Source organism: Brevibacterium aurantiacum, assembly GCF_900169065.1.
GTDB classification, from domain to species: Bacteria; Actinomycetota; Actinomycetes; order Actinomycetales; family Brevibacteriaceae; genus Brevibacterium; species Brevibacterium aurantiacum.
Genome location: NZ_FXZB01000043.1, coordinates 1 through 21,990 on the forward strand (window position 1 = coordinate 1; position 21,990 = coordinate 21,990).

Consider the following 21,990-nt stretch of genomic DNA (forward strand, 5'->3'; position numbering starts at 1 on the left):
TCGGATCCGCTTGAGCATGGATGACGAGCTCGACGGCACGAGCCTTGAGCTCGTCGGTGTACTTCACTGGCATGAGAGAATCTCCTTCTTCCAATCTCCCTGCCTCTATTATCCCCGGGGCGATTCACCGACCCGACCGATATGGCCGACCTCATTGCAGCGACCGGCAACGCGTCCGCAGCAACCGGCAATGCACAGGATTCTCCGGTGACCGTCTATCTCGCACTGCCCACCGGTCTCATGCCCGATGCGCTGCGAGCCGTGGCGGCAGCGGACCTTCCCGCAGGCAGTCGGATCGCGATGGAGAAGCCCTTCGGCGATGACCTCAGCGGTGCCGAGGAACTGGACGACCTCCTCGGCGAGCTCTTCGCTGATGAAGCTGCCACGATCGTCTTCAACGTCGACCATGCCCTCGGGATGGCTCCGCTGCAGGCGATGCTGGCACTGCGATTCGCCAACCCCCTGCCCGAGGCGGTCTGGAACGGTGAACACATCGAGGAGTTCCGGCTGCTGTGGGATGAGGCCATCGCGCTCGAGGGGCGAGCCCGGTTCTACGACAGCACGGGCGCCCTCAAGGACGTCCTGCAGAACCACCTGATGCAGGTGCTGACGATGAGTGCCATGGAGCGGCCCGAGGGAATCGAATCGGGGTGGCCGAGCGCGGCAGAACTGCACGCCCGCAAAGTCGAACTCCTGTCCGCCGTTCGACCGTTGTCGCCCGCTGACGTTCTGACCTCCACCCGTCGCGCCCGCTACACCGCCGGGACGCTCGCCGACGAACCGGAGGCCGCGGGGAAGATGGTGCCTGACTACATCGACGAAGACGGTGTCGATGGGAACCGCGACACCGAGACCTTCGCCGAGGTTGTCCTGCAGATCGACTCTCCCCGCTGGGCAGGTACCCGGTTCCGTCTGCGCACGGGAAAGGCTATCGACTGCACACGCAAGGGCATCGAAATCCTCTTCCGCCCCGTCGGTGCTGCACAGCAGGGTGCGCGCTTGTGGATCGGCCTCGACGGACCCTTCGACATCGAGCTCGCTCTCAATTCGAGCAGCTCCCGAGACAGATTGACCCCGATGAGTCTGATCGGTGAGCAGCCGAAACCGGAGCTCTCCCCGTACGGACATGTGCTCAAGAACATCCTCGATGGAGAGTCTGACCTGGCCGCCGGACCGGAGGAATCGACACTGGCCTGGCAGATCCTCACCCCGGTCCTCGAAGCCTGGGCAGATGGGTCCGTGCCGATGGAGGACTATCCCGCGGGCAGCTCGGGCCCGGATTCGGAGCCACCGCCAGGACCGCAGCCACCGCCAGGACCACAGTCACAGCCAGGCGTAGAGGAGCAGCCATGAGAGCCGAGCAGATCACCGATCCGATCGCCTATCACGGCGAAGGCCCCGCGTGGTCGCCGTCCTGGGGCGGCCTGCGCTGGGTCGACATGCTCGCCGGCGACATCCTGACGCTGCGTGATGACCGGATCGAACGCCAGCACGTCGCCGAGGTCGCCGCGGCAGTCCGCCCTCGCCGAGGCGGTGGCGCGGTCATCGGAATCGAGCGCGGTTTCGCCCTCGAAAGTCCCGACGGGCAGATCGACCCCCTGCCCGAAGTGTGGACTTCGCCGGGCATCCGCATGAACGAGGGCGGCTGCGATCCGCAGGGGAACTTCTGGTGCGGATCGATGGCCTACGACCAGAGCCCCGGCGCGGCATCGCTTTATCGTCTCAGTCCCGAAGGCCGAGTCGACATCATGCTCGAGGGCGTGACCGTATCCAACGGCCTCGAATGGAGTCCCGACGGTTCACTCGCCTACTACAACGACACACCTACGGGCCAGGTTGCCGTCTTCGACTTCGACCCCGAAGAGGGACTGCACAACCGTCGGATCCTCGTCGAACTCCCCGACGGCGGTCGTCCCGATGGGCTCACCGTCGACAGCGAAGGCTGTGTGTGGACGGCCGTGGTCAACGGAGGAGCGGTTCACCGCTACCGGCCCGATGGCACCCTGGACGGAATCATCGAAGTCGGCGCCGGCAAGGTCACTGCCTGCACGTTCGGTGGGGAGAACCTCGATCGGCTCTTCATCACCACCTCGCAGGAGAATGTGGACACAGCGGCAGATCCACTGGCGGGTGCCCTGTTCGTCGCCGAGGTGGGTGTGGCCGGACTGCCGATCCGCGAGTTCGCGGGGTAGGAGTCACGGTCGTTCTCAGCTGGCCGACTGTCAGCTGGCCGATTCTCAGTCGGCCGACTCTCAGACCTCGAGGCCGTTGAACGCCATAGAAGTGACGGCGTCGGCGATCCTCTCAGGATCGACAGGGTAGCTGGGGCGATACCACTCGGTGATGGAGTTGACCATGCCGAAGAGCAGGCGGGTGATCAGACCGGGTGTGAAGTCCGAGCGCAGCCCGCCCTCCTCGATCGCCGCGGCGACGAGGACGCGAATCTTGTCGTCGATCTTGCGTCGCTGCTCGAGAGCTTCGACCTCGACGGCCGAATTTCCGCGCACTCGCAGCAGCAGCGTCACGGAGTGGTGGTACTCGATGAGGATGACAACGCTGGCATGGACGGCGGCACGCAGACGCTCGAGGGCGTCCAGTCCCGGGCGCTGACTCTCGGCCTCAACTGCTGAGTCGAGGGCGCGAATGCCGCGGTTGATCGCCAGATGCAGCAGCTCTTCCTTCGACTTCACGTGATGGTAGATTGCAGACTTCGTGATGCCGAGCTCGCGGGCCACGGTGTCCATCGATGTGCCGTCATAGCCGCGCGTGACGAAGACCTCGGTGGCCTTGTTGATCAGCGTCTCCCGGTCATAACCGGGCCGTCCGCGACGGTTGCGCTTGGGTGCTGCGTCCACAGCAGCATCGACACCTGACTCGAGGTCCGGTGTCTGCGCAGGTGAAGTCGTTTTCGGCATGCGCACCAGTCTAGTCAGCCTGTACCGGACTGATCACCGCAGGCCCTCGCGGCGATCGATGATGCGCTTGAGCTTGCCGACCGAACGGGGCAGCTCGCCGGGCTGGAGCACCGTCACGGTCGAGGAGACGCCGAGGCGCTCCTTGATCCGAGCGGCGACCAATCCGCCCAGGCCGTCGAGTTCGGCGGCGCCGACTCCTTCGCGGCACTCGACCTCGACGGTGACCTCGTCCATTCGGCCGGGGCGGGTGAGGACGAGCTGGAAGTGGGGGCTGAGGTGGGCGAACTCGAAGAGCACGGACTCGACGTTGGCCGGGTAGACGTTGACGCCGCGGATGATGATGAGGTCATCGGAGCGGCCGGTGATGCGTGAGATGCGACGGAAGTTCGGGTTCGCGGTGCCTGGCAGCAGGCTCGCCAGGTCGTGGGTGCGGTAGCGGATGATCGGCAGGGCTTCCTTCGTCAGCGAGGTGAAGACGAGTTCGCCCTCTTCGCCGTCGGGCAGAACCTCGCCGGTGTAGGGGTCGACGATCTCCGGGTAGAAGTGGTCTTCCCAGATGGTCGGTCCGTCCTTCGTGACTGCGGATTCGCAGGCCACGCCGGGGCCCATGACCTCGGAGAGTCCGTAGATGTCGACGGCGTTGATGTTGAAGGACTTCTCGATCTCCTTGCGCATCTCATCGGTCCACGGTTCGGCGCCGCAGATCGCGGTCTTCAGGCTCGTCGTGGTCGGGTCGATGCCCTGCTTGTGGAATTCGTCGAGGATCGTGAGCAGGTAGGTCGGCGTGGCCGTGATGATGTCGGGCTTGAAGTCCTGGATCAGCTGCACCTGGCGCTGCGTCTGGCCGCCGGAGATCGGGATGACGGTGAATCCGTGGCGCTCGGCGCCGTGGACGCCCAGGCCGCCGGTGAACAGGCCGTAGCCGTAGGCATTGTGCATCATCTGGCCGCGCTTGCCGCCGGCGCCGAGGATCGAACGGGCGATGAGGCTGCCCCATTTGTCGAGGTCACCCAGTGTGTAGCCGACGACGGTCGGCAGTCCGGTCGTGCCCGAGGAGGCATGGACACGGGCGACTTCTTCGCGCGGAACGGCGAACATCCCGAACGGGTAGTTGTCACGCAGGTCCTGCTTGTTCGTAAACGGCAGCTTGGAGATGTCGTCGAGACTGGTGATGTCCGCGGGAGTCACGCCGAGGTCGTCGAAGGCCTTTTTGTAGAACGGGACCTTCTCATAGACCTTCGTGACCGTGGATTTGAGGTTCGCGAGCTGGTCGGCGCGCAGCTCGTCGAGGCTCATGCGCTGTCCGGCGTCGAGTTCGGTGTCAGTCATCGTTGTCTCCTTGGTCAATCCTGTTGTGCTTCGCAATTCGTGGGGCGCCGAGGTGGGGCGCCGTTTCGGGGGAGTGCCGGGTAAGGGGAGGGGTCAGGTCGAAGGTGTCGCGGGCTTCGGTGGGGGCAGGGTGCGGGAGCGTCCGCGATAGGTGGCAACGATCTCGTCGCCGCGAGTGACTTCGATGTCGTAGATGCCTGAGCGACCCTGTTTGACGATCTCTTTGCCGCGGGCGATGAGTTTGTCGCCGACGTATGTGGGCTTGAGGAAGTCGATGTCGCCGCCCGAGGCGACGGTGATCGAGCCGGGGTAGTTGCAGGCCATCGCGAAGGTGGTGTCGGCGAAGAGGAAGATGTAGCCGCCGTGGGTGATCTCGTGCCCGTTGGCCATGATGTCGGTGATCGTCATCGAACACTGCGCCCAGCCGGGGCCGTGGTCATCGACGGTGATGCCCAGGTGCTGAGATGCGCGATCGTTGGCGAACATCGCCGCAGCACCGGTCAGCTGCTCGCTGTCCGTGCCCGATTCGGCGCTCGTACTGTCGGCAGACGTCGCCGTGCGAGCGGTTGTCGTTGCCTCGGGACTGGGCTCTCCCATGTCAGGCTCCCCTTCGAGTCGCTGATTGCTGTGGTGATCACTCGCTGGGCAGTGGTGACCTTATGTGGACGATGGCTGTCAGCAGTCCGAAGTTCCCGGTCGTGGCACCTTCGAAGAATAAACGACCATCTGGTCAATAAATATGGTTGTGATCGGCGTCTCTGTCAAGTCGGACGGCCAGTTCTCGCCAAAACTGGCGGATTGGAACCCTGAGGTGGGCGGGCCTGAAGCTCGAGACATCGACGGAGCGCCGAGGCCACTGTGCCTGCGTCGTTGCCTCGGAGCGACGCCGGTGTGTCGAGGGAGATGCCGCAAGCGTCGCTGCTGCCGCTCAGTGCGTTGCACCTTGGCGTGCGGTGTGCCACACTGATAGTGAACAATACAGAACAAATGGTCAGTAAATGGTTTCGCCGGTGCGTCGGACTTACGATGGGCGGACCGAACGCAGAAGCCGGAAGGGCACGTCCAAGGGTGGAGTGGTCATGACAACGCAGATCAATGAGAACCAGTTCGACGCCGAAGAGCTCGAGGCTCAGTTCGAGGTGACGATCAAAGCCAAAGACCGGATCGAACCGCGCGACTGGATGCCGGAGAACTACCGCAAGACTCTCGTGCGGCAGGTGGCCCAGCACGCGCACTCGGAGATCATCGGCATGCAGCCCGAGGGTAACTGGATCTCCCGCGCGCCCTCGCTGCGCCGCAAGGCGATCCTGCTGGCCAAGGTTCAGGACGAGGCCGGTCACGGCCTCTACCTCTACTCCGCCGCCGAGACCCTCGGCGCAACCCGCAACGAGCTCACCGAGAAGCTCATCGCTGGCAAGCAGAAGTACTCCTCGATCTTCAACTACCCGACGCTGTCCTACACCGACGTCGGCACGATCGGCTGGCTCGTCGACGGTGCGGCGATCTGCAACCAGGTGCCGCTGTGCCGGACCTCGTTCGGCCCCTATGGTCGCGCCATGATCCGCGTCTGCAAGGAAGAGTCCTTCCACCAGCGCCAGGGTTACGAACTGCTGATGACCATGATGCGCGGCACCGAAGAGCAGCGCGCCTCGGTCCAGGAATCGGTCAATCGTTTCTGGTGGCCCTCGCTGATGATGTTCGGCCCACCCGATGATGACTCACCCAACACCGAGCAGTCGATGGAATGGGGCATCAAGACCCACACCAACGACGAGCTGCGCCAGAAATTCGTCGACATGTCCGTCCCGCAGGCCGAAGCCCTGGGCGTGACCTTCCCTGACGAGGGCCTGAAGTGGAACGAAGAACGCGGCCACTACGACTTCTCGACCCCTGACTGGGACGAGTTCTGGGCCGTCGTCAAGGGCAATGGCCCCTGCAACGAACAGCGTGTGGCCCACCGCAAGCGTGCCTGGGACGAAGGAGCATGGGTGCGTGAAGCCGCGCTCGCCTTCGCTGAGAACACCACAAACACCACCTCCGAGGAGGCCGCCAAATGAGCGCAGACACCAACTCCGGCACCGCAGGAACCCCGAGCGTCCGCGGCGAATGGCCCCTCTATGAGGTCTTCGTGCGCGGCAAGCGCGGACTCAACCACGTCCACGTCGGATCGCTGCACGCTCCCGATGACCAGATGGCCCTGCGCCACGCCCGCGACGTGTACACCCGCCGCAACGAAGGCGTGAGCCTGTGGGTCGTGCGCTCCTCGTCGATCACGGCCTCGAGCCCCGATGAGAAGGACCCCATGTTCGCCCCCGCAGGCGACAAGGTCTACCGCCACCCGACCTTCTACGACATCCCCGACGATGTCCCCCACATGTGAGGAGGGTCTGACGATGACCAACGAACCTTCCATCAACGTCGACCACGACGAGGCCGGCGCCAACATCGAGCACGGCGACCACGAGAACGCCTATTCGGGCCTGCTCGTCAACGACGCGCACTGGGCCTTCGGCACCGACTTCGAAGACCCCCTGGCCGGCGTCGACACCACCGTGCCCTCCGGTGTCGACCCGAAGGACCTCGCCGCCTACTGCCTCATGCTCGGCGACGACGCCCTCGTCTTCTCCCAGCGGATCTCCGAATGGTGCTCCAACGCGCCTGACCTCGAAGAGGACATCGCGCTGGCCAACATCGCCCTCGACCTGCTCGGCCAGTCCCGGCTCCTGCTCGCCCGCACGGCGGCAGCCGATCCGAGTCTCGTGCCCGAGCTGCCCGAAGGCTCCCCGGTTCCCGATGAGGACCGCCTCGCGTACTTCCGCGAGGACCTGCAGTTCCGCAACGTCCGCCTCGCCGAGGTGCCCAACGGTGACTTCGCCGAGGCGGTCGCGAAGATCCTCATCTACTCCACCTGGCGCCTGGCGATCTTCGAACGCCTCCAGGCCAGCCGCGACTCCGTGCTCTCGGCCATCGCGGTCAAGGGCGTCAAGGAGATGTCCTATCACCGCGACTTCGCAGGCCGCTGGGTCCTCACCCTGGCCCGCGGAACGGAAGAGTCGAAGGCTCGCCTCCTGAAGGCACTTGATGGACTCTGGCCACTGTGGAACGAACTCTTCGAGACCCACCCGATCGAAGCCTCGGTGGCGGCCGCCGGAATCGGTGTCGATCCCGCCGAGGTGGCCGATGAGGCCGGAGTCATCCTCGACCAGGTCTTCGCCGCCGCCGGCATCGACCGCCCCGAACGGGGCACGCTGGCCGGAGTGCGAGGACAGAAGGGCCGCGACGGACTGCACACCGAAGCACTGTCGAAGATGCTCGCCGACATGCAGGTCGTCGCCCGCCAGTACCCGAAAGGACAATGGTGACCGCAACACTCGAGACCCGGATGTCCGCCACCCAGAACACCACCGACGCCGAGGCGCTCGATCGTGCTCGCGCAGCCGCAGCTCGCGTAACCGACCCGGAGATGCCGATGCTCACGCTCGTCGACCTCGGCGTGCTTCGTGATGTCACGATTGAGGACGACCACGTCGTCACGACCATCACACCCACCTACTCGGGATGCCCGGCGATGGCGACGATGCGCGATGACCTGCAGCGCGAACTCCAGGACGCTGGCTTCCCCGACGCCGAGGTGCGGGTGTCCCTGACGCCGGCCTGGACCAGTGACTGGATCACCGAGGAAGGGCGGCAGGCACTCAAGGGCGCCGGCATCTCCCCACCCGGGCAGGCACCCCGGCACACGGGGCCAGTGGCACTGACCCTGATGCCCACGAAGCGGGCACTGGTCTGCACCCTGTGCGGATCGGCGAATGTGAAGCTGTCCTCGGAATTCGGGCCGACTGCGTGCAAGGCCATGTACCAGTGCGACGACTGCCTCGAACCGTTCGAACACGTGAAGGAGATCTGAGATGACCGAGACGATCAATCAGAGCGCCGAGGCGGCTTCCCCGACCCAGCCGACCGACGGAACCCAGCCGACCGACCCGGCCGTCAAGGGCGAGGGCGCCTCCCGGTCGAGCTTCTACCCGCTGACCGTGAAGTCTGTCGACCACCTCACCGACGACTCGGCGGCAGTGACCTTCGACGTCCCGGACGAGTACGCCGAGCTCTTCGACTTCGCCGCCGGGCAGTCCCTGACTCTGCGTCGGATGATCGACGGGGCAGAGCACCGCCGCTCCTACTCCATCTGCTCCCCGGCAGGAACCGATCCGCGCATCGGCGTCCGCGAGATCCCCGAGGGGCTCTTCTCCCAGTGGCTCGTGCATGATGTCCGCGCTGGTGAGACCATCGAGGTTCAACCGCCCAGTGGCAGCTTCCAGGCCGATCCGGACGTCGGCGGACGGCACCTGTGCATCGCCGCAGGCTCCGGCATCACCCCGATGCTCTCGATCGCGACAACCGTGCTGTCCAACCCGGATGCCTCAGTCACTCTGCTCTACGGCAACCGGAACACGAACACCGTGATGTTCGCCGAGGAGCTCGCGGACCTCAAGGACGCCCGCAACCAGCAGCTCGACCTCATCCACGTCCTCTCCCGCGAACCCCGCGAAGTCGAACTCTTCTCCGGCCGACTCGACGAGGACAAGCTGCGCCAGCTTCTGTCGAACCTGGTGCCCATCGGCGACATGGATCATGTGTGGCTGTGCGGGCCCTTCGGCATGCTCAACGACGCCCGCAAGGTCCTCGACGAATTCGACGTGCCCAAGGACAAGGTCCACTTCGAACTCTTCTACGTCGACGAACCGCCACCGGAGGTCGTCCACGCCGACAAGGTGCTCGAAGGTGCCACCAGCGACGTCACGATCGTCCTCGACGGACGACGGACCACCTCGGCGATGTCGCAGGGCAAGACGATCCTCGACTCAGCACAGGAATCGCGGACCGACCTGCCCTTCGCCTGCAAGGGCGGCGTCTGCGGGACCTGCCGCGCCAAGATCTGCGGCGGCGAAGTCGACATGGTGCGCAACTACGCCCTCGAAGACACCGAGGTGGAGGCGAACTTCGTCCTCACCTGCCAGACCTTCCCCGTCAGCGACGAGGTCACGGTCGACTACGACTCATAGTCACGGTCGAATGCGACTCGTGATCGTCGAGACTTCCGAGCGTCTGGCGCTTTCGGTCGCTAGGCTTGAGAAGCGCCGACGCTGCACCACACATCACACCTGAGGAGACCCATGCCCGAGGCTTTCATCCTGGACGGACTGCGCACACCCATCGGCCGCTACGGGGGAGTCCTCGCAGATCAGCGCCCCGATGACCTGGTTGCGACCACGCTCAAGGCCGTTGTCGAACGGTCGGGAATCGACCCGTCCGACATCGACGAGGTGATCCTCGGCTCGGCGAATCAGGCCGGTGAGGACAACCGCAACGTCGCCCGCATGGCCGTGCTGCTGGCGGGTCTGCCCGAGTCCGTTCCTGGCTTCACCGTCAACCGCCTGTGTGCCTCCGGGCTGACCGCGATCACGACGGCTCGGCAGATGATCGCAGCTGGTGACGCCGATGTGGTTGTCGCCGGTGGCGTCGAGTCGATGACCCGCGCCCCCTGGGTGACCGAGAAGCCGCAGCGTCCGTGGGCGAAGCCGGGTAAGTCCTGGGACACCTCGATCGGCTGGCGCTTCACCAACCCCGCCTTCGGCGAGGACACGACCCTGTCGATGCCCCAGACCGCCGAACGCGTGGCCGAGAAATGGAAGCTGGGCCGCGAAGAGCTCGACGCCTTCGCCTACGCCTCACACCAGAAGGCACTCGCAGCGCAGGAAGCAGGCAAGTTCGATCCCGAGATCCTGCCCATCGGCGACGTCAGCGCCGATGAGGGACCACGCGCGGACACCACCGTGGAGAAGCTCGCCAAGCTGCGCGCGATCCACGGCCCCGGCGGCGTCATCACCGCCGGCAACTCCTCTTCCCTCAACGACGGTGCCGCGGTGACGATTCTCGTCAGCGAACGCTACGCCGAGAAGCACGGACTGAGCCCCCGAGCACGCGTCGTCACCGGTGCCAGTGCCGGCGTCGCCCCGGAGATCATGGGCATCGGCCCGGTCCCTGCCACCCGCAAGGCACTGGACCGTGTCGGCTGGTCCGTCGATCAGCTCGACGCCGTCGAACTCAACGAGGCCTTCGCCTCCCAGTCCCTGGCCTGCATCGGCGACCTGGGCCTGGACCCGGAGACCGTCAACGGCTTCGGCGGCGCGATCGCGTTGGGCCACCCGCTGGGCTGCTCGGGCGCACGCATCACCCTGACACTGCTCAACCGCCTCGAACAGGCCGATGCCAAACGCGGACTGGCGACGATGTGCGTCGGCGTCGGCCAAGGCTCGGCACTCCTGCTGGAGCGAGCATGAGCGCCGGCGGCGCCGAGGGCGCAGCGAGCAGCGCCGAGACCGCAGCGTCGAACTCCCCACTGCTCATCGAGCGCCACACCGATCGGGTCATCATCCGACTGAACCGGCCCGAGGTTCGCAACGCCATCGACCAGAACATGGCCGATGCCCTCCACGAGGTGTGTGCCGAACTCGAAGCCGATCCGAAGGTCGCCATCCTCACCGGTTCGAACGGCGTCTTCGCCGCCGGAGCCGATATCGGGCAGCTGCGCAATCGCGGCCGTGAGGAAGCCTTGGCCGGCATCAACTCGAAGGTCTTCACCCGTATCCAAGAACTGCCGATGCCCACCATCGCCCTGGTCGAAGGCTTTGCCCTGGGTGGAGGAGCGGAGCTCGCCTTCGCCTGTGACTTCCGCATCGGGACACCGACGACGAAGATCGGCAACCCAGAGGCCGGACTCGGCATCCTCGCCGCTGCCGGAGCCGCCTGGCGTCTGCGCGAACTCGTCGGAGAACCACGAGCCAAGGAGATTCTCCTGGCCGGCCGCACCCTCCAGGCCGACGAGGCGAAGTCGATCGGACTGCTCAACGACGTCGTCGACCCCGAAGACCTCGAACTTGCCGGCGAGGCACTGGCCGACCGAATCGCCAGCTTCGCCCCGTTGGCCGTGAGACTGAGCAAGTCCGCATTCCACGCACCCCGCGAGGCTCACCCGCTCATCGACAACCTCGCTCAGGCCGTGCTCTTCGAGACCGAGGAGAAGTACACCCGCATGGATGCGTTCCTCGCCAAACGAGAAGCCAAGAAGCGGAAGAAGGCTGAACAGGAAGGCACCGCAGAATGAGCGAGCAGACAGCACACGAACCCGACGCCGTACACACCCCGAACTCGGCAACGGACTCAGACAACGCAGCCAAGGTCCCGGAGACCGTCGGCGTCTACGGCGGCGGACGGATGGGTGCCGGCATCGCCCACGCATTCGCCAGCGCCGGAGCCCGCGTCATCATCATCGAGAACACCGATGAGACCGTGGCCGCAGCCAAGGAACGCGTCGACGCCTCGATCGAGAAGTCGAAGTCCAAGGGCCTCGAGGTCAGAGGAAGCGTCGAAGTCGTGCGCGACCCCACGCTGCTCGATCAGGCACTGCTCGTCGTCGAAGCAGTCCCGGAGATCGTCGAACTCAAGCAGGAGATCCTGGCCGCCATTGCGAAGTACGCGCCGGCTGCGAGCATCGCCACGAACACCTCGGCCCTGTCCATCGATGAGCTCGCGGTTGCACTGCCCAGGCCCCAGGCCCTCATCGGACTCCACTTCTTCAACCCGGTCCCGGTCTCAGACCTCGTCGAGGTCGTCGTCGGCACCCACACCCAGCCTGCGCTTGTCGATGTGGCGAAGTCCTGGGTCGCAGGTCTGGGGAAGACGGCGATCACGGTCAAGGACTCACCCGGATTCGCCTCCAGCCGCCTCGGCGTGGCCCTGGCCCTGGAAGCCATGCGGATGGTCGAGGAGGAGGTGGCCAGCGCCGAGGACATCGACAATGCGATGACCCTGGGCTACCGCCACCCAGCCGGACCGCTGAAGACCACGGACATCGTCGGCCTCGACGTCCGCCTCGGCATCGCCGAACATCTCGAGGCAGAGCTGGGGCCCAGGTTCGCGCCGCCTCAGCTGCTGAAGGACAAGGTCGCTGCGGGCCAATTGGGTCGCAAATCCGGCCAGGGATTCTATACTTGGTGACCAGGCAGGCAACAAGCCTGCTTGTTACACCGTCATCAGCAACACCGTCAGCTGCAAGGGAGCACACGTGACCGAGATCCGACTGTCCAACCGGGGAAACATCGCAGAGATCGTTCTCGACGGCCCCGATTCCCGCAACGCCCTTGACGCTGACAACCTCCGCGACCTCGCGGCGGCAGTGGCCAAGGTCGCCGAGGCGATCCCGAACGTCCGTGCCCTGCTGATCAGGGGAGAGGGCAAGGTCTTCAGCTCCGGTCGTGACATCTCGGCCGTCGACGTCGAGACCGATGACGCCCACGCCTTCCTCGCCGAGGTCTTCACGCCTGTATTCCAGGCCATCCGCGCCCTGCCGATCCCCGTGATCTCGCAGGTCCAGGGGGCTGCGCTGGGCTTGGGCTTCGGGGTCGCGGCAGCCGCGGACATCATCTTCGCCGCTGACAACGCGAAGTTCGGGTCGCCGTTCGCCGCGATCGGGGCGATGCTCGATTCCGGTGCCCACCACGTCTTCCTCGACCGGGTGGGATACCACCGGACAATGGATCTCATCATCACCGGTGACTTCATGACCGGCGCCGAGGCGGCAGCGGCGGGCATCGTGTCCCGCGCGGTCCCAGCTGAGGAACTGTCCGACTTCGTCGAGTCGAAGCTGGCGAAGATCGTGACCGGGCCGGCCGAGGCATTCGCGATGGAGAAGGGCTTCGTGCAGAAGCTCGCCGATGATCGCCCGACCCTGGCGCAGGTGCTTGCCGAGGAGGCCAATCTCCAGGAGACCGCGCGTCAGACCCCGGACTATGCCGAAGGGTTCACAGCCTTCCAGGAGCGACGAGCACCGAACTTCGGCTGATCAGGCGTCGGGGCTGTTCCTGCGTTTGGGCTCTGCACCGAACGCTGTGATCACTCGGCGGGCTGGACCTCGTCCTCGACGACCCATTTGTGGTTTGTCATTGTCATTCCATCCATGTCGAGATCGACCATGTAGACGGTGTCCTCGGTCGAGCTGTCGATCGTTGCTTCGGCGCCTTTCATTCCGGGCATGTGGTCTGCGTTGAGAGTCACCTTCGTTCCGTCCTTGAGGGGAGCCTTGCCGGGGCTCTCCAGTTCTTCGTGGACGACCCACTTGTGGTCCTTGACCGGATCGCTGCCATCGGTGGGCGTGTAGCTGACCGAATACGTCGTGGAATCGAAGGCGCCCGAGATCCTCGCCTTCGCCCCTTTCATTCCGGGCACATGGTCAGCGGTGAGAGTGACCTCGTCTCCGACGGCGTATGTGGGATCGGACGCCTCTTCGATGCCTGTGGGCGGCTGGCCGCCGTCCGCGGCGTGCTCATGGTTCTCGCTGTGGTCTTCACTCGATGCCGTCTCGGACGGTGTCTCATGCTGTGAGTGCTGAGTGGCCTCGTCGCCTTCGGAGCTGGCGCATCCCGACAGCAGCAGCGCTGATGCGGCGGCAACCGCGGCGATGGTCGTCAAAGATTTGGACGTCTTCATATCTCTCCCGGGGTATCCGTGGCACTGGCGGTCCGATCGCGGGCTGCGCGAAGGCACCCGATGCCGACGCTATACCTAGAGGGGGTATAGTTGTCAACGTGATTGGTACAGAGACGAAGGGCGTAGTGAACCTGAGGCGAGGGGTCGCCATAGCGGCTCTGACCTTGGTGTTGGCGGGCTGTGGAGCCGCGGAATCGAGCTCCGGGTCGGGGAGTGATCCGATGTCGACGGAGGAGTTCCTCTCCGAGCACGGCTTGGGTGGCATGGACGCCGTTGAAGTCATCGACCACCTCGACCAGCAGGCGGTGGATGATCGCCCGAGTGATCTCATGGCATCGGTCTACCCCGACGAGGTGGTGCTGGCCGGTGAAGCGCAAGAGGTGACTTTAGATCTGCCGGAGGAGAAGTCGTACGTGTCGATTGCTCCGTATGTGAGTACCACCCACGACTGCTTCTATCACAGTCTGACAACCTGTCGTGGGGAGCTGGCCAACGAGAAGCTTGACGTGCAGATCACTGACAGCGCCACCGGTGATCGTGTCATCGACGACCAGGTGACCACGTTCGACAATGGCTTCGCTGGCTTCTGGGTTCCGAGCGACTTCGAAGGAACCATCGACATCACTCACGAGGGGAAGTCCGGTTCTGTTGGCTTCTCGACTGCAGAAGACGCCGCGACCTGCATCACCGACCTGCGGCTCTCCTGATGTGAAGCCCTGGAGACCAGGGCCTGATCAGCTCTCGGGCTTTTCCTCAGGCTTGCTCTCGATCTCGGGGCGCTGCTCGACCTCGGTCTTCTGACCTTTAACCTGGTATCCATCTTCGGTCTCTGGTGTCGTCGAGTCTTTCTGCTCTGACTTCCAGCGGCGGAAGGTGAGGATCGTCAGCACGATGACCAGGGCCCACGAGATGCCGACGGCGGTGCCCGTGACGATGCCGGGATTGCCGATGAAGGCGCCGACCGCGACTAGGGACAGCTGACCCGGCAGGGCCGAGATCACAGTGGCGATGAGGAATGTGCGGCTCTTGATCCCCATTGCCCCGCTGCCGTAGTTCACCGGCCAGTAGGGAAAGCCCGGCATGAGGCGAAGGATGCACACCGCATAGAACCCGCCGTTGGTCAGTCGTGATTCGATCGCCGCTGCGTGATTGCCCAAGAGCTTCATCACGGTGTCGCGGCCTAGTCCGCGTGCGACCCAGTAGCCGCCGACGCAGCCGGCCACGACTCCGATCATCGACAGGATCGTGCCGAAGATGAGGCCGAAGGCAAGACCACCGGCCACGGCCATGATGGTCACCGGGATCGGCGTGGCCGCGACGAGCGCATAGAGGATGATGAAGATGCCGAATCCCCAGAAGCCGGCATCGGCGATCTGCTTCTGAATGCCGTCGAGTGAGGGCAGGTGCACGTTGAAGACCAGCCACAATCCGGCGAGCACCGCCAGCGCCAATGCCACATTGCGCAGGATCGATCCCCAGGGCACCTTGGATGTGCCGTGAGAGCCCGGGTTCAGTGCGGGGTTCTCGTCGTTCGGCATGACTCGATCCTACTTCCCCACAAGCTCAGACAGCGCATCGAGCACACGCCGCTGGCCTCAGGCTGCCGGTGTCGACGGTGGTCGAGTCGATCGCGGAGGCGTTGAAGCAGATCACCGAGGAGGCGCCCCATATTGCGGACTCACCTACGCCATGACCGGTAGGAGACCGGCTCCGATTGGGATGGTTCTGATCAGAGTGCTCAGGCGAAACTGACGACGATTGAGCTGTGCCTGCGTAGCCGAGCCGGATCGAATTGCACGCGACAGGCATCGCCTATTTTCACTGGTGTGCCCGAATGTTGTGTTCTGACAATGTGCCAGCGTCGACGTCCTGCGTCATCGATGAATGACACGGTGACCTTGTGTTTGAGCATGTCCATCTCTTTGACGAGCTGAACGTTCGTCACAGTTGCCGGCACCGGGCGAAAGGTGGAACGGACCCGCAACTGTTCACGTTCACGGTGGCGCAGCAATCGGGAGATTCCCGCCGGAATGCACAGGATGGCGATGCTGAGGACCATCATCAGCAGCCACCAGATGGGGAATTCCCGCAGAGCAATCAACGAGGCGGACCAACCTGCGGCCAGGCCGAGGCACAGGGTCCCGACGAGGCGAAGGAAGGCCCAGCCAGCCAAATCCCCGCGTACTTTTGCAGTGGCGAAGTCGATGAGCATTGTGCCGAAACCGAGGACGAATGTGCTGGCTTGGAGAATGGGCAGAGCCGGGACGCGGTCTGCAGCACTTCCACCTGTGCCCGACCCCGCGTCGACTGCTGCCCACCCGGTGAGGAACGCGAAGAAGACGACTAGACACCATAAGGCAATGGAAACGACCCTGACCTTGGATTTCTGGTGGAAGAATCCGAGGGCAGGGTCGTTGAGGCTCATGGTCTGAGATTAGCCCGGTTCCAGGATCCTTAACCGGTGAAGATCGCGACGGCCTTGATCACGGTCAGCGACAGGCCCCAGAGGAGGCCGCCGACTACGACGACGGTCAGGGTTGAACCAACTGCCTTGTAGGCGCCGCCGACAGGTGACTGAGGGGAGCCCTCGGGCGGGACGTGTGCTGTGGGTGTGGAATTGCTCATGATGTCCTTCCCTGCTTTCAGTTGTCGTCTTAGAGGGCGGCGGCCTGCTTGGCCTTGACGTCCTCTTCGCGTTCGAAGAATCGTTCGCTGACCGGGCGGACCAGGACGTTGGCGATGAAGCCGACGACCAGCACGCCGACCATGATGTACATCCCCGGCGTGTAGAGTTCAGGCCCCGTCTTGCCGGCCTTTTCGCCTGCCTCGACGACGGAGTTGACGATGAGGGGACCTGCCACGCCCGCGGCAGACCATGCGGTGAGCAGAGCACCATGGATTGCGCCGACCTGGTAGACGCCGAAGAGATCCTTGAGGTAGGCGGGAATGGTCGAGAATCCGCCGCCGTAGAACGAGATGATGACCAGCGTCGCGAGGATGAAGAGCACGATGGAGCTTCCGCCGAACAGCGCGACGATCAGGTAGAGCAGGAGCCCACCGCCGAGGTAGAGCATGTAGTTGTTCTTCCGGCCCAGGTAGTCCGAAGTTGTCGACCAGATGAAGCGACCGCCCATGTTGCCGATCGACAGCAGCCCCACGAAGCCGGCGGCGGCTGCTGCCGTGATGCCGAAGTAGGACTGGATCATCGGGGCCGCGTTCTCGAGGATGCCGATGCCAGCAGTGACGTTGAGGAAGAGAGCGACCCACAGCAGCCAGAACTGCGGTGTGCGGATCGCATTGCGCACAGAGACATTGCCCGTGGTCTGCATGGGCTTGGTCGTCGCTTTGGCGGGGTCGAAGTTCTTCGGAGTCCACTCGGGGTGGGGGACGCGGATGACGAAGGCGCCGGCGGCGATGACCACGGCGTAGACGATGCCGAGGGTGACGAAGGTCGGAGTCAGTCCGGCAACGAGATTCTCCGGTTCCGGGCCGCCTCCGTAGAGGCTCATCAGCTGGTTCGACATTGGGCTGGCGATGAGTGCGCCGCCGCCGAAGCCCATGATGGCCAGGCCGGTGGCCAGGCCAGGACGATCCGGGAACCACTTCATCAGCGTCGAGACCGGGGAGATGTAGCCGATGCCCAGGCCGATGCCGCCGATCACGCCGTAGCCGAGGTAGACCAGCCACAGCTGACCGGTCATGATCCCCAGGGAGGCGACGAAGAATCCGATGACCCAGCAGGTGCCGGCGGCGACCATTGATGCACGTGGGCCGTTCTTCTCCACCCAGGGGCCGAAGATGGCAGAGGAGATGCCGAGCATGAGAATGGCGATCGAGAAGATCCAGCCGATCGAGACCTCACCGGCATCGAAGTGCGACATGAAGGGGATCTTGAAGACGCTGAACGCGTAGACCTGCCCGATGCACAGGTGGATCGCCAGCGCTGCCGGTGGAATCAGCCACCGATTGAAGCTCTTCGGCGCGACGATCGCCGAACGCGTGAGGACGGAAGCCATGGAGGGATCCTTCGATTGGTGTGCTCTGCGTGCGGCCATCAACGGCCGGACGTGCTGTGAGGACGAGCGTGTCAGAACGACACGTTTCTGTTCTTCTACAGATTAGAGCGCACGCAAGGATTTCGCGAGAAATTCTCAGAAATTCCCCAAGTTTGGGACTCGGGGCGGGCCGTCACCTCTCAGAGGTTGACGGCCAGCACTCAGAGGTTGATCGTGACGTCGCCCTGCTTGCGAAGCTTCTTGGCGAACTTCTGGGTCGCCTCGGTCGACTTCTGGCTCTTCACCTGCTCCTCGAGCTGCGGGCGCATCTCCTCAAGTGAAGGAACTTCCTGGGCCTGCTGACCACTCTGCTGGGCCATCTGCTCCTGCTGAGTCTTCGCCTGCTGGTAGGCCTGTCCGATGTCTTCGCCGCTGGCCTTGAACTCGCCGTACTCATCCTTGATGAGTCCTTCGATCGCCAGCTGGGTCTTCAGCTCAGCATGGACCTTCTTCTCGTCCATGCCCTGCTTCTTCATGGCGGCGAGGAAGTCCTTCTTACTCATCTGGCTGGACTTCGCGGACTCTTCGAGACCCTTGTCGACATCCTTGTCCGAGACCTTGATGTCGCGTTTGTCGGCTTCCTGGCTGAGAAGCTCGGTGCTCACCAGGTTCTCAGCAGTCTGCGTCTTGAGCTGCTTCTCATCGACCTGCTGACCCGACTGCTGTGACTGCATCTGCATCTGCTGATACTGGGTCTCGTAGAGGGGAACGAAGTCATCCTTGGTGATCTTCTCGCCGTTGACCTCGGCGACGACCTTGGGGATGCCGTCGGTGTTCGGCTTTCCGCTCTGGTCCTGGCCTTGGCCGGACGCGTCGCTACCAGCCTCCTGCTTCGCCGAGGCGGATGTCTCCTGGGCCTTCGGCTCTTCTTCGGCTGAGCCGCAGGCAGCCAGTGATCCCACTGCTGTCGCGACGACGAGGCCCAATAGCCATTTGCTCTTCTGCACACTCACTCCTGCTTTCGGCATCAGCCCGCCAGGCTAACAGGTTGACGTCCTCGGAGCCTGAGTGGACCTTGACCGTCGCTTGGCAAGACGGGGACACTGAGAAGACGCGAGCGGCGAAGGAGCCCGATCATGACTGCACGATTCAGAGGAGTCTTCCTGACCTGTCAGGACAGCGTGAGAACTGCGGCATTCTACCGGGATCTGGCCGGTGTGCCGCTGGAAGAGGCAGGCAATGACGAGTACACCTACTATGTCCTCGAGGTCGACGGAATCCAGATCGCCCTCCACGATGCTCAAGCCTTCGCCGACTACAGCTTTCCACCGAACAGCGAGTCGAACCTCACTCATCTGTATTTCCGCATCGAGGATCAACAGGCTTTCCTCGAGGATGTAAGAAGCGTCGGCGCACCGCTGGTCGACGTCGATGACGTTGTCGTCACCGTTCAAGACCCCGACGGTCGGAAGGTCATGTTCGGCACTGCCTGAACGGTGCCCGAGAGCCGAGGACGCTGGGCTCAGCTCTTCGGCGCGTAGGACGAGTAGACGACTCCGCTGGGGAACGGTTTCGAGTCAACGAGCCGCAGTCGCGGCCGAGCGTCATCAGGGAAGAAGGGCCGTCCGCGACCCTGCCACACGGGATAGGTGAACATCCGGAACTCATCGACCACCTCGGCGGTGATGAGCGTATGTGCCAAGGTGATGCTGCCGGTGACGATGACGTCGCGCCCGGGCTCATCGCGCAGGGCGATGACGGCTTCGACGGGATCGCCGCTGATGATGCTCGTGTTCTCCCACCCCGGGTCGCCGGTCAGCGTTGTTGAGACGACGCGCTTGTCGACCTGATTGAGATGATCGGCGACCCCGGTGACGTCATCGGTCTGCAACGGCCAGTAGTCGCGGAAATCCTCGAAGGTCTGCCGCCCGAGCAGCAGCACATCCTCATTGTCAGACTGCCGCATCAGCTCAGCAGACAGCTCCTCGTCCTGAGCCTGCGGGTCGAACCAGTCATCGAGCATCTCGGCTCGGCCGTCGAGAGTCATGTTCTGGGTGATGATGATGCGCACGGAGGGCTCCTCGTCGAGTGGTGGCGTCACCGACCACGGTACGCACGACAAGGCTCGCCGTCCATGGTCAGGCTGTGGCCTCGGCATGCTCCGAGGTCTCGATGAGCGAGTCGATGGCTTCCTCGCGCACGACCGCGGCTTTCTCAGTAGAGTCGGACTCACAGTTCATTCGGCCCGAAGGAGAACCGCGTCCATGTCCGCATCATCTGCCTCATCATCCTCAGCTGTCCCCGATTTCCGCACCGAGGCTCAGGATCTGCAAGACGATCTTGTGACACTGCGTCGCGCCCTGCACGCCAACCCAGAGCTCGGCTACCAACTGCCCTTCACCCAGAAGACCGTCCTCGAAGAACTCGCCGACCTGGGCCTCGAAATCACCACCGGAGAGTCGCTGACCTCGATCGTCGCCGTGCTCAAGGGCGGACGTCCCGGACCTGCGGTGCTGCTGCGGGGGGACATGGATGCCCTGCCCGTCGCTGAGGACACCGGACTCGACTACGCCTCGACGAACGGCAACATGCACGCTTGTGGCCATGACATGCACACTGCTGGCCTCGTCGGTGCCGCTCGTCTGCTCGCCGCGCACCGTGACGAGCTGCCCGGGTCCATCGTGTTCATGTTCCAGCCGGCCGAGGAAGTCGAAGGAGGCGCCGAGCCGATGATCGCCGAGGGCCTCCTCGAGGCGGCAGGCGTGCCCCTTGTCGCTGCGTACGGAATCCACGTCGAAGCCGACGAGCGAGGACGGTTCACCACCAAGGGCGGGCCGCTCATGGCTGGGTTCGCCGACCTCAACCTGAAGGTCCACGGCGCCGGAGGCCACAGCTCCCAGCCGCAGGCCACCCGCGACCCCGTGCCCGCCGTCGCTGAGATCGCGCTCGCCCTGAACACGATGGTGTCCCGGTCATTCGACATCTTCGATCCGGTCGTCGTCTCCGTGACGCAGTTGGAAGGCTCGCAGGCCAGCAACATCATTCCTGACACCGCGAAGCTCACCGCCTCTGTCCGCTACCTCTCGGCCGACTCGATCGCTCTGCTGCAGGAGCGTGTGCCTGAGATTGCCGAGAGCATCGCCCGGGCACACCGGTGCACCGCCGAGGTGGACTTCCCGATCGGCTTCCCTGTGACCGTGAATAACCCCGCCGAGACAAGCACGGTCATCGACCGCCTCAGCGAGGTCTTCGGAGCCGAGCACGTCGAGGAGATGGCCGCGCCGCGGATGGGATCCGAAGACTTCTCCTATGTGCTTCAGAACGTGCCGGGCACGTTCGTGTTCCTCGGAGCCACTCCAGAGGGCGTGGACCCGAACGCGGAGACGAACCATTCGCCCCGGGTCGTTTTCGACGATGGGCTGCTTGGTGATCAGGCCGCAGCCCTGGCCTACCTGGCGTTCGCGCGGTTGGTGGATGAGCTGGGCTGAGGATGACGTTGGGCCCGCTGCTGGTGCAGCGGGCCCAGCTCGACGGAGACTGGTGGCGTCGTACCTGCGAAGTTAGTCGCTGATCATCCCGTGGGGATCGAGGACGAACTTCTTGGCCACACCTGAGTCGAAGTCGGCGTAGCCCTGCGGGGCATCGTCGAGGGCGATCGGGGTGGCGTTGACGTTCTTGGCGATCGTGACCTTGTCGTTGAGGATCGCGTGCATCAGGCCACGGTTGTACTTCATGACCGGGCATTGGCCGGTGACGAAGACATGTGACTTTGCGAAGCCGAGCCCGAAGCGCATCGACAGTGATCCCTGCTGAGCCGCTTCGTCGGCCGCACCTGGGTCGCCGGTGACGTAGAGGCCCGGGATGCCCAGGCTGCCGCCTGCACGGGTGATGTCCATGAGCGAGTTGAGCACGGTCGCCGGGGCTTCCGTAGCCGCATCCTTACCGTGGCCGCGGGCCTCGAAGCCCACCGCGTCGATGCCGCAGTCGACCTCGGGAGTGCCGAGGATCTGCTCGATCTGATCCTTCGGGTCACCCTTGGACACATCGACGGTCTCGCAACCGAAGGCACGCGCCTGAGCTAGGGCATGTCTCCTTTATTGGCGGAGCCATGTCAGGATCGCGCTGATCACGACGGCCGCTCGATAGGTGATGGCGAGCTTGTCGTATCTCGTCGCTAACCCCCGCCATTGCTTGACGTAGGCAAA

General features: G+C 64.2%; 24 protein-coding genes and 2 pseudogenes. 14 read left to right on the top strand and 12 right to left on the bottom strand.

Annotated features, from left to right (window positions below):
- The first annotated feature begins 99 nt into the window (after positions 1 to 99).
- Together BAUR9175_RS18380 and BAUR9175_RS18385 are read left to right on the top strand one after the other, a co-directional pair.
- The gene (locus tag BAUR9175_RS18380) at positions 100 to 1,353 is read left to right on the top strand and encodes a glucose-6-phosphate dehydrogenase (RefSeq protein ID WP_257944377.1); all 1,254 of its coding nucleotides are present in this window, start codon (positions 100 to 102) and stop codon (positions 1,351 to 1,353) included.
- Positions 1,350 to 2,192 carry an SMP-30/gluconolactonase/LRE family protein gene (locus BAUR9175_RS18385; RefSeq protein WP_101584875.1) on the top strand — a complete coding sequence of 281 codons (843 nt, stop codon included), beginning with the start codon at positions 1,350 to 1,352 and terminating at the stop codon, positions 2,190 to 2,192. Before BAUR9175_RS18380 ends, BAUR9175_RS18385 begins: the two co-directional genes overlap by 4 nt.
- Before the next feature lie 60 nt (positions 2,193 to 2,252).
- Here the strand turns inward: BAUR9175_RS18385 and BAUR9175_RS18390 are convergent, their stop codons facing one another.
- The 3 genes from BAUR9175_RS18390 to paaI all read right to left on the bottom strand — a co-directional run bounded on the left by BAUR9175_RS18390 (position 2,253) and on the right by paaI (position 4,841).
- Positions 2,253 to 2,915, bottom strand: coding sequence for a TetR/AcrR family transcriptional regulator (locus tag BAUR9175_RS18390; protein WP_009882059.1), 663 nt, complete (start codon positions 2,913 to 2,915; stop codon positions 2,253 to 2,255).
- 33 nt (positions 2,916 to 2,948) lie between these two features.
- Positions 2,949 to 4,244 (bottom strand): phenylacetate--CoA ligase PaaK, encoded by a 1,296-nt coding sequence (paaK, locus tag BAUR9175_RS18395; RefSeq protein ID WP_101584876.1) that lies wholly within the window; start codon positions 4,242 to 4,244, stop codon positions 2,949 to 2,951.
- A 93-nt stretch (positions 4,245 to 4,337) separates the two neighbouring features.
- Positions 4,338 to 4,841, bottom strand: coding sequence for a hydroxyphenylacetyl-CoA thioesterase PaaI (gene paaI / locus BAUR9175_RS18400; protein ID WP_009882062.1), 504 nt, complete (start codon positions 4,839 to 4,841; stop codon positions 4,338 to 4,340).
- A 482-nt stretch (positions 4,842 to 5,323) separates the two neighbouring features.
- On the opposite strand from paaI, the gene paaA reads away from it, so the two are divergent.
- The 9 genes from paaA to BAUR9175_RS18445 all read left to right on the top strand — a co-directional run bounded on the left by paaA (position 5,324) and on the right by BAUR9175_RS18445 (position 13,146).
- Positions 5,324 to 6,301, top strand: coding sequence for a 1,2-phenylacetyl-CoA epoxidase subunit PaaA (gene paaA / locus BAUR9175_RS18405; protein ID WP_009882063.1), 978 nt, complete (start codon positions 5,324 to 5,326; stop codon positions 6,299 to 6,301).
- Positions 6,298 to 6,624 (top strand): 1,2-phenylacetyl-CoA epoxidase subunit PaaB, encoded by a 327-nt coding sequence (gene paaB, locus BAUR9175_RS18410; RefSeq protein ID WP_009882064.1) that lies wholly within the window; start codon positions 6,298 to 6,300, stop codon positions 6,622 to 6,624. The genes paaA and paaB overlap by 4 nt, the downstream gene beginning before the upstream one ends.
- 13 nt (positions 6,625 to 6,637) lie before the next feature.
- On the top strand, positions 6,638 to 7,606 hold the full coding sequence (paaC, locus tag BAUR9175_RS18415) for a 1,2-phenylacetyl-CoA epoxidase subunit PaaC (protein ID WP_101584878.1): 969 nt from the start codon (positions 6,638 to 6,640) through the stop codon (positions 7,604 to 7,606).
- Positions 7,600 to 8,151, top strand: a complete 552-nt coding sequence (paaD, locus tag BAUR9175_RS18420) for a 1,2-phenylacetyl-CoA epoxidase subunit PaaD (protein ID WP_101584880.1) — start codon at positions 7,600 to 7,602, stop codon at positions 8,149 to 8,151. Before paaC ends, paaD begins: the two co-directional genes overlap by 7 nt.
- 1 nt (position 8,152) lies before the next feature.
- Positions 8,153 to 9,307 carry a 1,2-phenylacetyl-CoA epoxidase subunit PaaE gene (paaE, locus tag BAUR9175_RS18425; protein WP_219618423.1) on the top strand — a complete coding sequence of 385 codons (1,155 nt, stop codon included), beginning with the start codon at positions 8,153 to 8,155 and terminating at the stop codon, positions 9,305 to 9,307.
- A 111-nt stretch (positions 9,308 to 9,418) separates the two neighbouring features.
- Positions 9,419 to 10,585 (top strand): thiolase family protein, encoded by a 1,167-nt coding sequence (locus BAUR9175_RS18430; protein WP_009882068.1) that lies wholly within the window; start codon positions 9,419 to 9,421, stop codon positions 10,583 to 10,585.
- Entirely contained in the window at positions 10,582 to 11,409 is an 828-nt protein-coding gene (locus BAUR9175_RS18435) for an enoyl-CoA hydratase/isomerase family protein (protein WP_096145781.1), read from the top strand. Before BAUR9175_RS18430 ends, BAUR9175_RS18435 begins: the two co-directional genes overlap by 4 nt.
- Positions 11,406 to 12,302 (top strand): 3-hydroxyacyl-CoA dehydrogenase family protein, encoded by an 897-nt coding sequence (locus BAUR9175_RS18440; RefSeq protein WP_009882070.1) that lies wholly within the window; start codon positions 11,406 to 11,408, stop codon positions 12,300 to 12,302. The genes BAUR9175_RS18435 and BAUR9175_RS18440 overlap by 4 nt, the downstream gene beginning before the upstream one ends.
- A 67-nt stretch (positions 12,303 to 12,369) precedes the next feature.
- A complete protein-coding gene (locus tag BAUR9175_RS18445; protein ID WP_096168358.1) occupies positions 12,370 to 13,146 on the top strand; it encodes an enoyl-CoA hydratase/isomerase family protein in 777 nt (258 codons plus the stop codon).
- Positions 13,147 to 13,196: 50 nt separating this feature from the next.
- On the opposite strand, the gene BAUR9175_RS18450 is transcribed toward BAUR9175_RS18445, so the two are convergent.
- Positions 13,197 to 13,790, bottom strand: coding sequence for a YdhK family protein (locus BAUR9175_RS18450; RefSeq protein ID WP_009882072.1), 594 nt, complete (start codon positions 13,788 to 13,790; stop codon positions 13,197 to 13,199).
- Between the two features lie 221 nt (positions 13,791 to 14,011).
- Between BAUR9175_RS18450 and BAUR9175_RS18455 the strand changes: the two genes are divergently transcribed.
- Complete coding sequence (locus tag BAUR9175_RS18455; RefSeq protein ID WP_009882073.1) at positions 14,012 to 14,497, top strand: CueP family metal-binding protein; 486 nt, start codon at positions 14,012 to 14,014, stop codon at positions 14,495 to 14,497.
- 27 nt (positions 14,498 to 14,524) lie between these two features.
- Here the strand turns inward: BAUR9175_RS18455 and BAUR9175_RS18460 are convergent, their stop codons facing one another.
- From BAUR9175_RS18460 to BAUR9175_RS18475, 5 genes are all read right to left on the bottom strand, one after another.
- Positions 14,525 to 15,328 carry a TVP38/TMEM64 family protein gene (locus BAUR9175_RS18460; RefSeq protein WP_009882074.1) on the bottom strand — a complete coding sequence of 268 codons (804 nt, stop codon included), beginning with the start codon at positions 15,326 to 15,328 and terminating at the stop codon, positions 14,525 to 14,527.
- A gap of 200 nt (positions 15,329 to 15,528) precedes the next feature.
- Positions 15,529 to 16,215 (bottom strand): hypothetical protein, encoded by a 687-nt coding sequence (locus tag BAUR9175_RS18465; protein WP_101584882.1) that lies wholly within the window; start codon positions 16,213 to 16,215, stop codon positions 15,529 to 15,531.
- A 29-nt stretch (positions 16,216 to 16,244) separates the two neighbouring features.
- Positions 16,245 to 16,415, bottom strand: coding sequence for a hypothetical protein (locus BAUR9175_RS19475; RefSeq protein ID WP_009882076.1), 171 nt, complete (start codon positions 16,413 to 16,415; stop codon positions 16,245 to 16,247).
- A 29-nt stretch (positions 16,416 to 16,444) separates the two neighbouring features.
- Positions 16,445 to 17,806 (bottom strand): L-lactate MFS transporter, encoded by a 1,362-nt coding sequence (locus BAUR9175_RS18470; protein ID WP_101584884.1) that lies wholly within the window; start codon positions 17,804 to 17,806, stop codon positions 16,445 to 16,447.
- A gap of 200 nt (positions 17,807 to 18,006) precedes the next feature.
- Complete coding sequence (locus tag BAUR9175_RS18475; RefSeq protein WP_240518431.1) at positions 18,007 to 18,792, bottom strand: SurA N-terminal domain-containing protein; 786 nt, start codon at positions 18,790 to 18,792, stop codon at positions 18,007 to 18,009.
- Between the two features lie 129 nt (positions 18,793 to 18,921).
- Here BAUR9175_RS18475 and BAUR9175_RS18480 point away from each other — a divergent pair, with 129 nt between their 5' ends.
- Entirely contained in the window at positions 18,922 to 19,278 is a 357-nt protein-coding gene (locus BAUR9175_RS18480) for a VOC family protein (RefSeq protein WP_096160063.1), read from the top strand.
- Positions 19,279 to 19,307: 29 nt separating this feature from the next.
- Here BAUR9175_RS18480 and BAUR9175_RS18485 read toward each other — a convergent pair whose 3' ends face one another.
- Complete coding sequence (locus BAUR9175_RS18485; protein ID WP_101584885.1) at positions 19,308 to 19,856, bottom strand: dihydrofolate reductase family protein; 549 nt, start codon at positions 19,854 to 19,856, stop codon at positions 19,308 to 19,310.
- Between the two features lie 193 nt (positions 19,857 to 20,049).
- On the opposite strand from BAUR9175_RS18485, the gene BAUR9175_RS18490 reads away from it, so the two are divergent.
- Positions 20,050 to 21,273 carry a M20 metallopeptidase family protein gene (locus tag BAUR9175_RS18490; protein ID WP_101584887.1) on the top strand — a complete coding sequence of 408 codons (1,224 nt, stop codon included), beginning with the start codon at positions 20,050 to 20,052 and terminating at the stop codon, positions 21,271 to 21,273.
- A gap of 72 nt (positions 21,274 to 21,345) precedes the next feature.
- Here BAUR9175_RS18490 and BAUR9175_RS18495 read toward each other — a convergent pair.
- Positions 21,346 to 21,867: pseudogene (locus tag BAUR9175_RS18495) on the bottom strand (MDR/zinc-dependent alcohol dehydrogenase-like family protein); the annotation flags it as partial.
- A gap of 12 nt (positions 21,868 to 21,879) precedes the next feature.
- Positions 21,880 to 21,990: pseudogene (locus tag BAUR9175_RS19820) on the bottom strand (IS5/IS1182 family transposase); the annotation flags it as partial.

Bases quoted from the DNA above. Each gene is read 5' to 3' on its own strand.
- paaA (WP_009882063.1), top strand. From the start codon at position 5,324: ATGACAACGCAGATCAATGAGAACCAGTTCGACGCCGAAGAGCTCGAG.
- BAUR9175_RS18455 (WP_009882073.1), top strand. From the start codon at position 14,012: ATGTCGACGGAGGAGTTCCTCTCCGAGCACGGCTTGGGTGGCATGGAC.
- BAUR9175_RS18435 (WP_096145781.1), top strand. From the start codon at position 10,582: ATGAGCGCCGGCGGCGCCGAGGGCGCAGCGAGCAGCGCCGAGACCGCA.
- BAUR9175_RS18385 (WP_101584875.1), top strand. From the start codon at position 1,350: ATGAGAGCCGAGCAGATCACCGATCCGATCGCCTATCACGGCGAAGGC.
- BAUR9175_RS18460 (WP_009882074.1), bottom strand. From the start codon at position 15,328: ATGCCGAACGACGAGAACCCCGCACTGAACCCGGGCTCTCACGGCACA.
- BAUR9175_RS18480 (WP_096160063.1), top strand. From the start codon at position 18,922: ATGACTGCACGATTCAGAGGAGTCTTCCTGACCTGTCAGGACAGCGTG.
- BAUR9175_RS18390 (WP_009882059.1), bottom strand. From the start codon at position 2,915: ATGCCGAAAACGACTTCACCTGCGCAGACACCGGACCTCGAGTCAGGT.
- paaE (WP_219618423.1), top strand. From the start codon at position 8,153: ATGACCGAGACGATCAATCAGAGCGCCGAGGCGGCTTCCCCGACCCAG.
- paaK (WP_101584876.1), bottom strand. From the start codon at position 4,244: ATGACTGACACCGAACTCGACGCCGGACAGCGCATGAGCCTCGACGAG.
- BAUR9175_RS18490 (WP_101584887.1), top strand. From the start codon at position 20,050: ATGTCCGCATCATCTGCCTCATCATCCTCAGCTGTCCCCGATTTCCGC.
- paaD (WP_101584880.1), top strand. From the start codon at position 7,600: ATGGTGACCGCAACACTCGAGACCCGGATGTCCGCCACCCAGAACACC.
- BAUR9175_RS19475 (WP_009882076.1), bottom strand. From the start codon at position 16,415: ATGAGCAATTCCACACCCACAGCACACGTCCCGCCCGAGGGCTCCCCT.
- paaC (WP_101584878.1), top strand. From the start codon at position 6,638: ATGACCAACGAACCTTCCATCAACGTCGACCACGACGAGGCCGGCGCC.
- paaB (WP_009882064.1), top strand. From the start codon at position 6,298: ATGAGCGCAGACACCAACTCCGGCACCGCAGGAACCCCGAGCGTCCGC.
- paaI (WP_009882062.1), bottom strand. From the start codon at position 4,841: ATGGGAGAGCCCAGTCCCGAGGCAACGACAACCGCTCGCACGGCGACG.
- BAUR9175_RS18470 (WP_101584884.1), bottom strand. From the start codon at position 17,806: ATGGCTTCCGTCCTCACGCGTTCGGCGATCGTCGCGCCGAAGAGCTTC.
- BAUR9175_RS18440 (WP_009882070.1), top strand. From the start codon at position 11,406: ATGAGCGAGCAGACAGCACACGAACCCGACGCCGTACACACCCCGAAC.
- BAUR9175_RS18465 (WP_101584882.1), bottom strand. From the start codon at position 16,215: ATGAGCCTCAACGACCCTGCCCTCGGATTCTTCCACCAGAAATCCAAG.
- BAUR9175_RS18450 (WP_009882072.1), bottom strand. From the start codon at position 13,790: ATGAAGACGTCCAAATCTTTGACGACCATCGCCGCGGTTGCCGCCGCA.
- BAUR9175_RS18430 (WP_009882068.1), top strand. From the start codon at position 9,419: ATGCCCGAGGCTTTCATCCTGGACGGACTGCGCACACCCATCGGCCGC.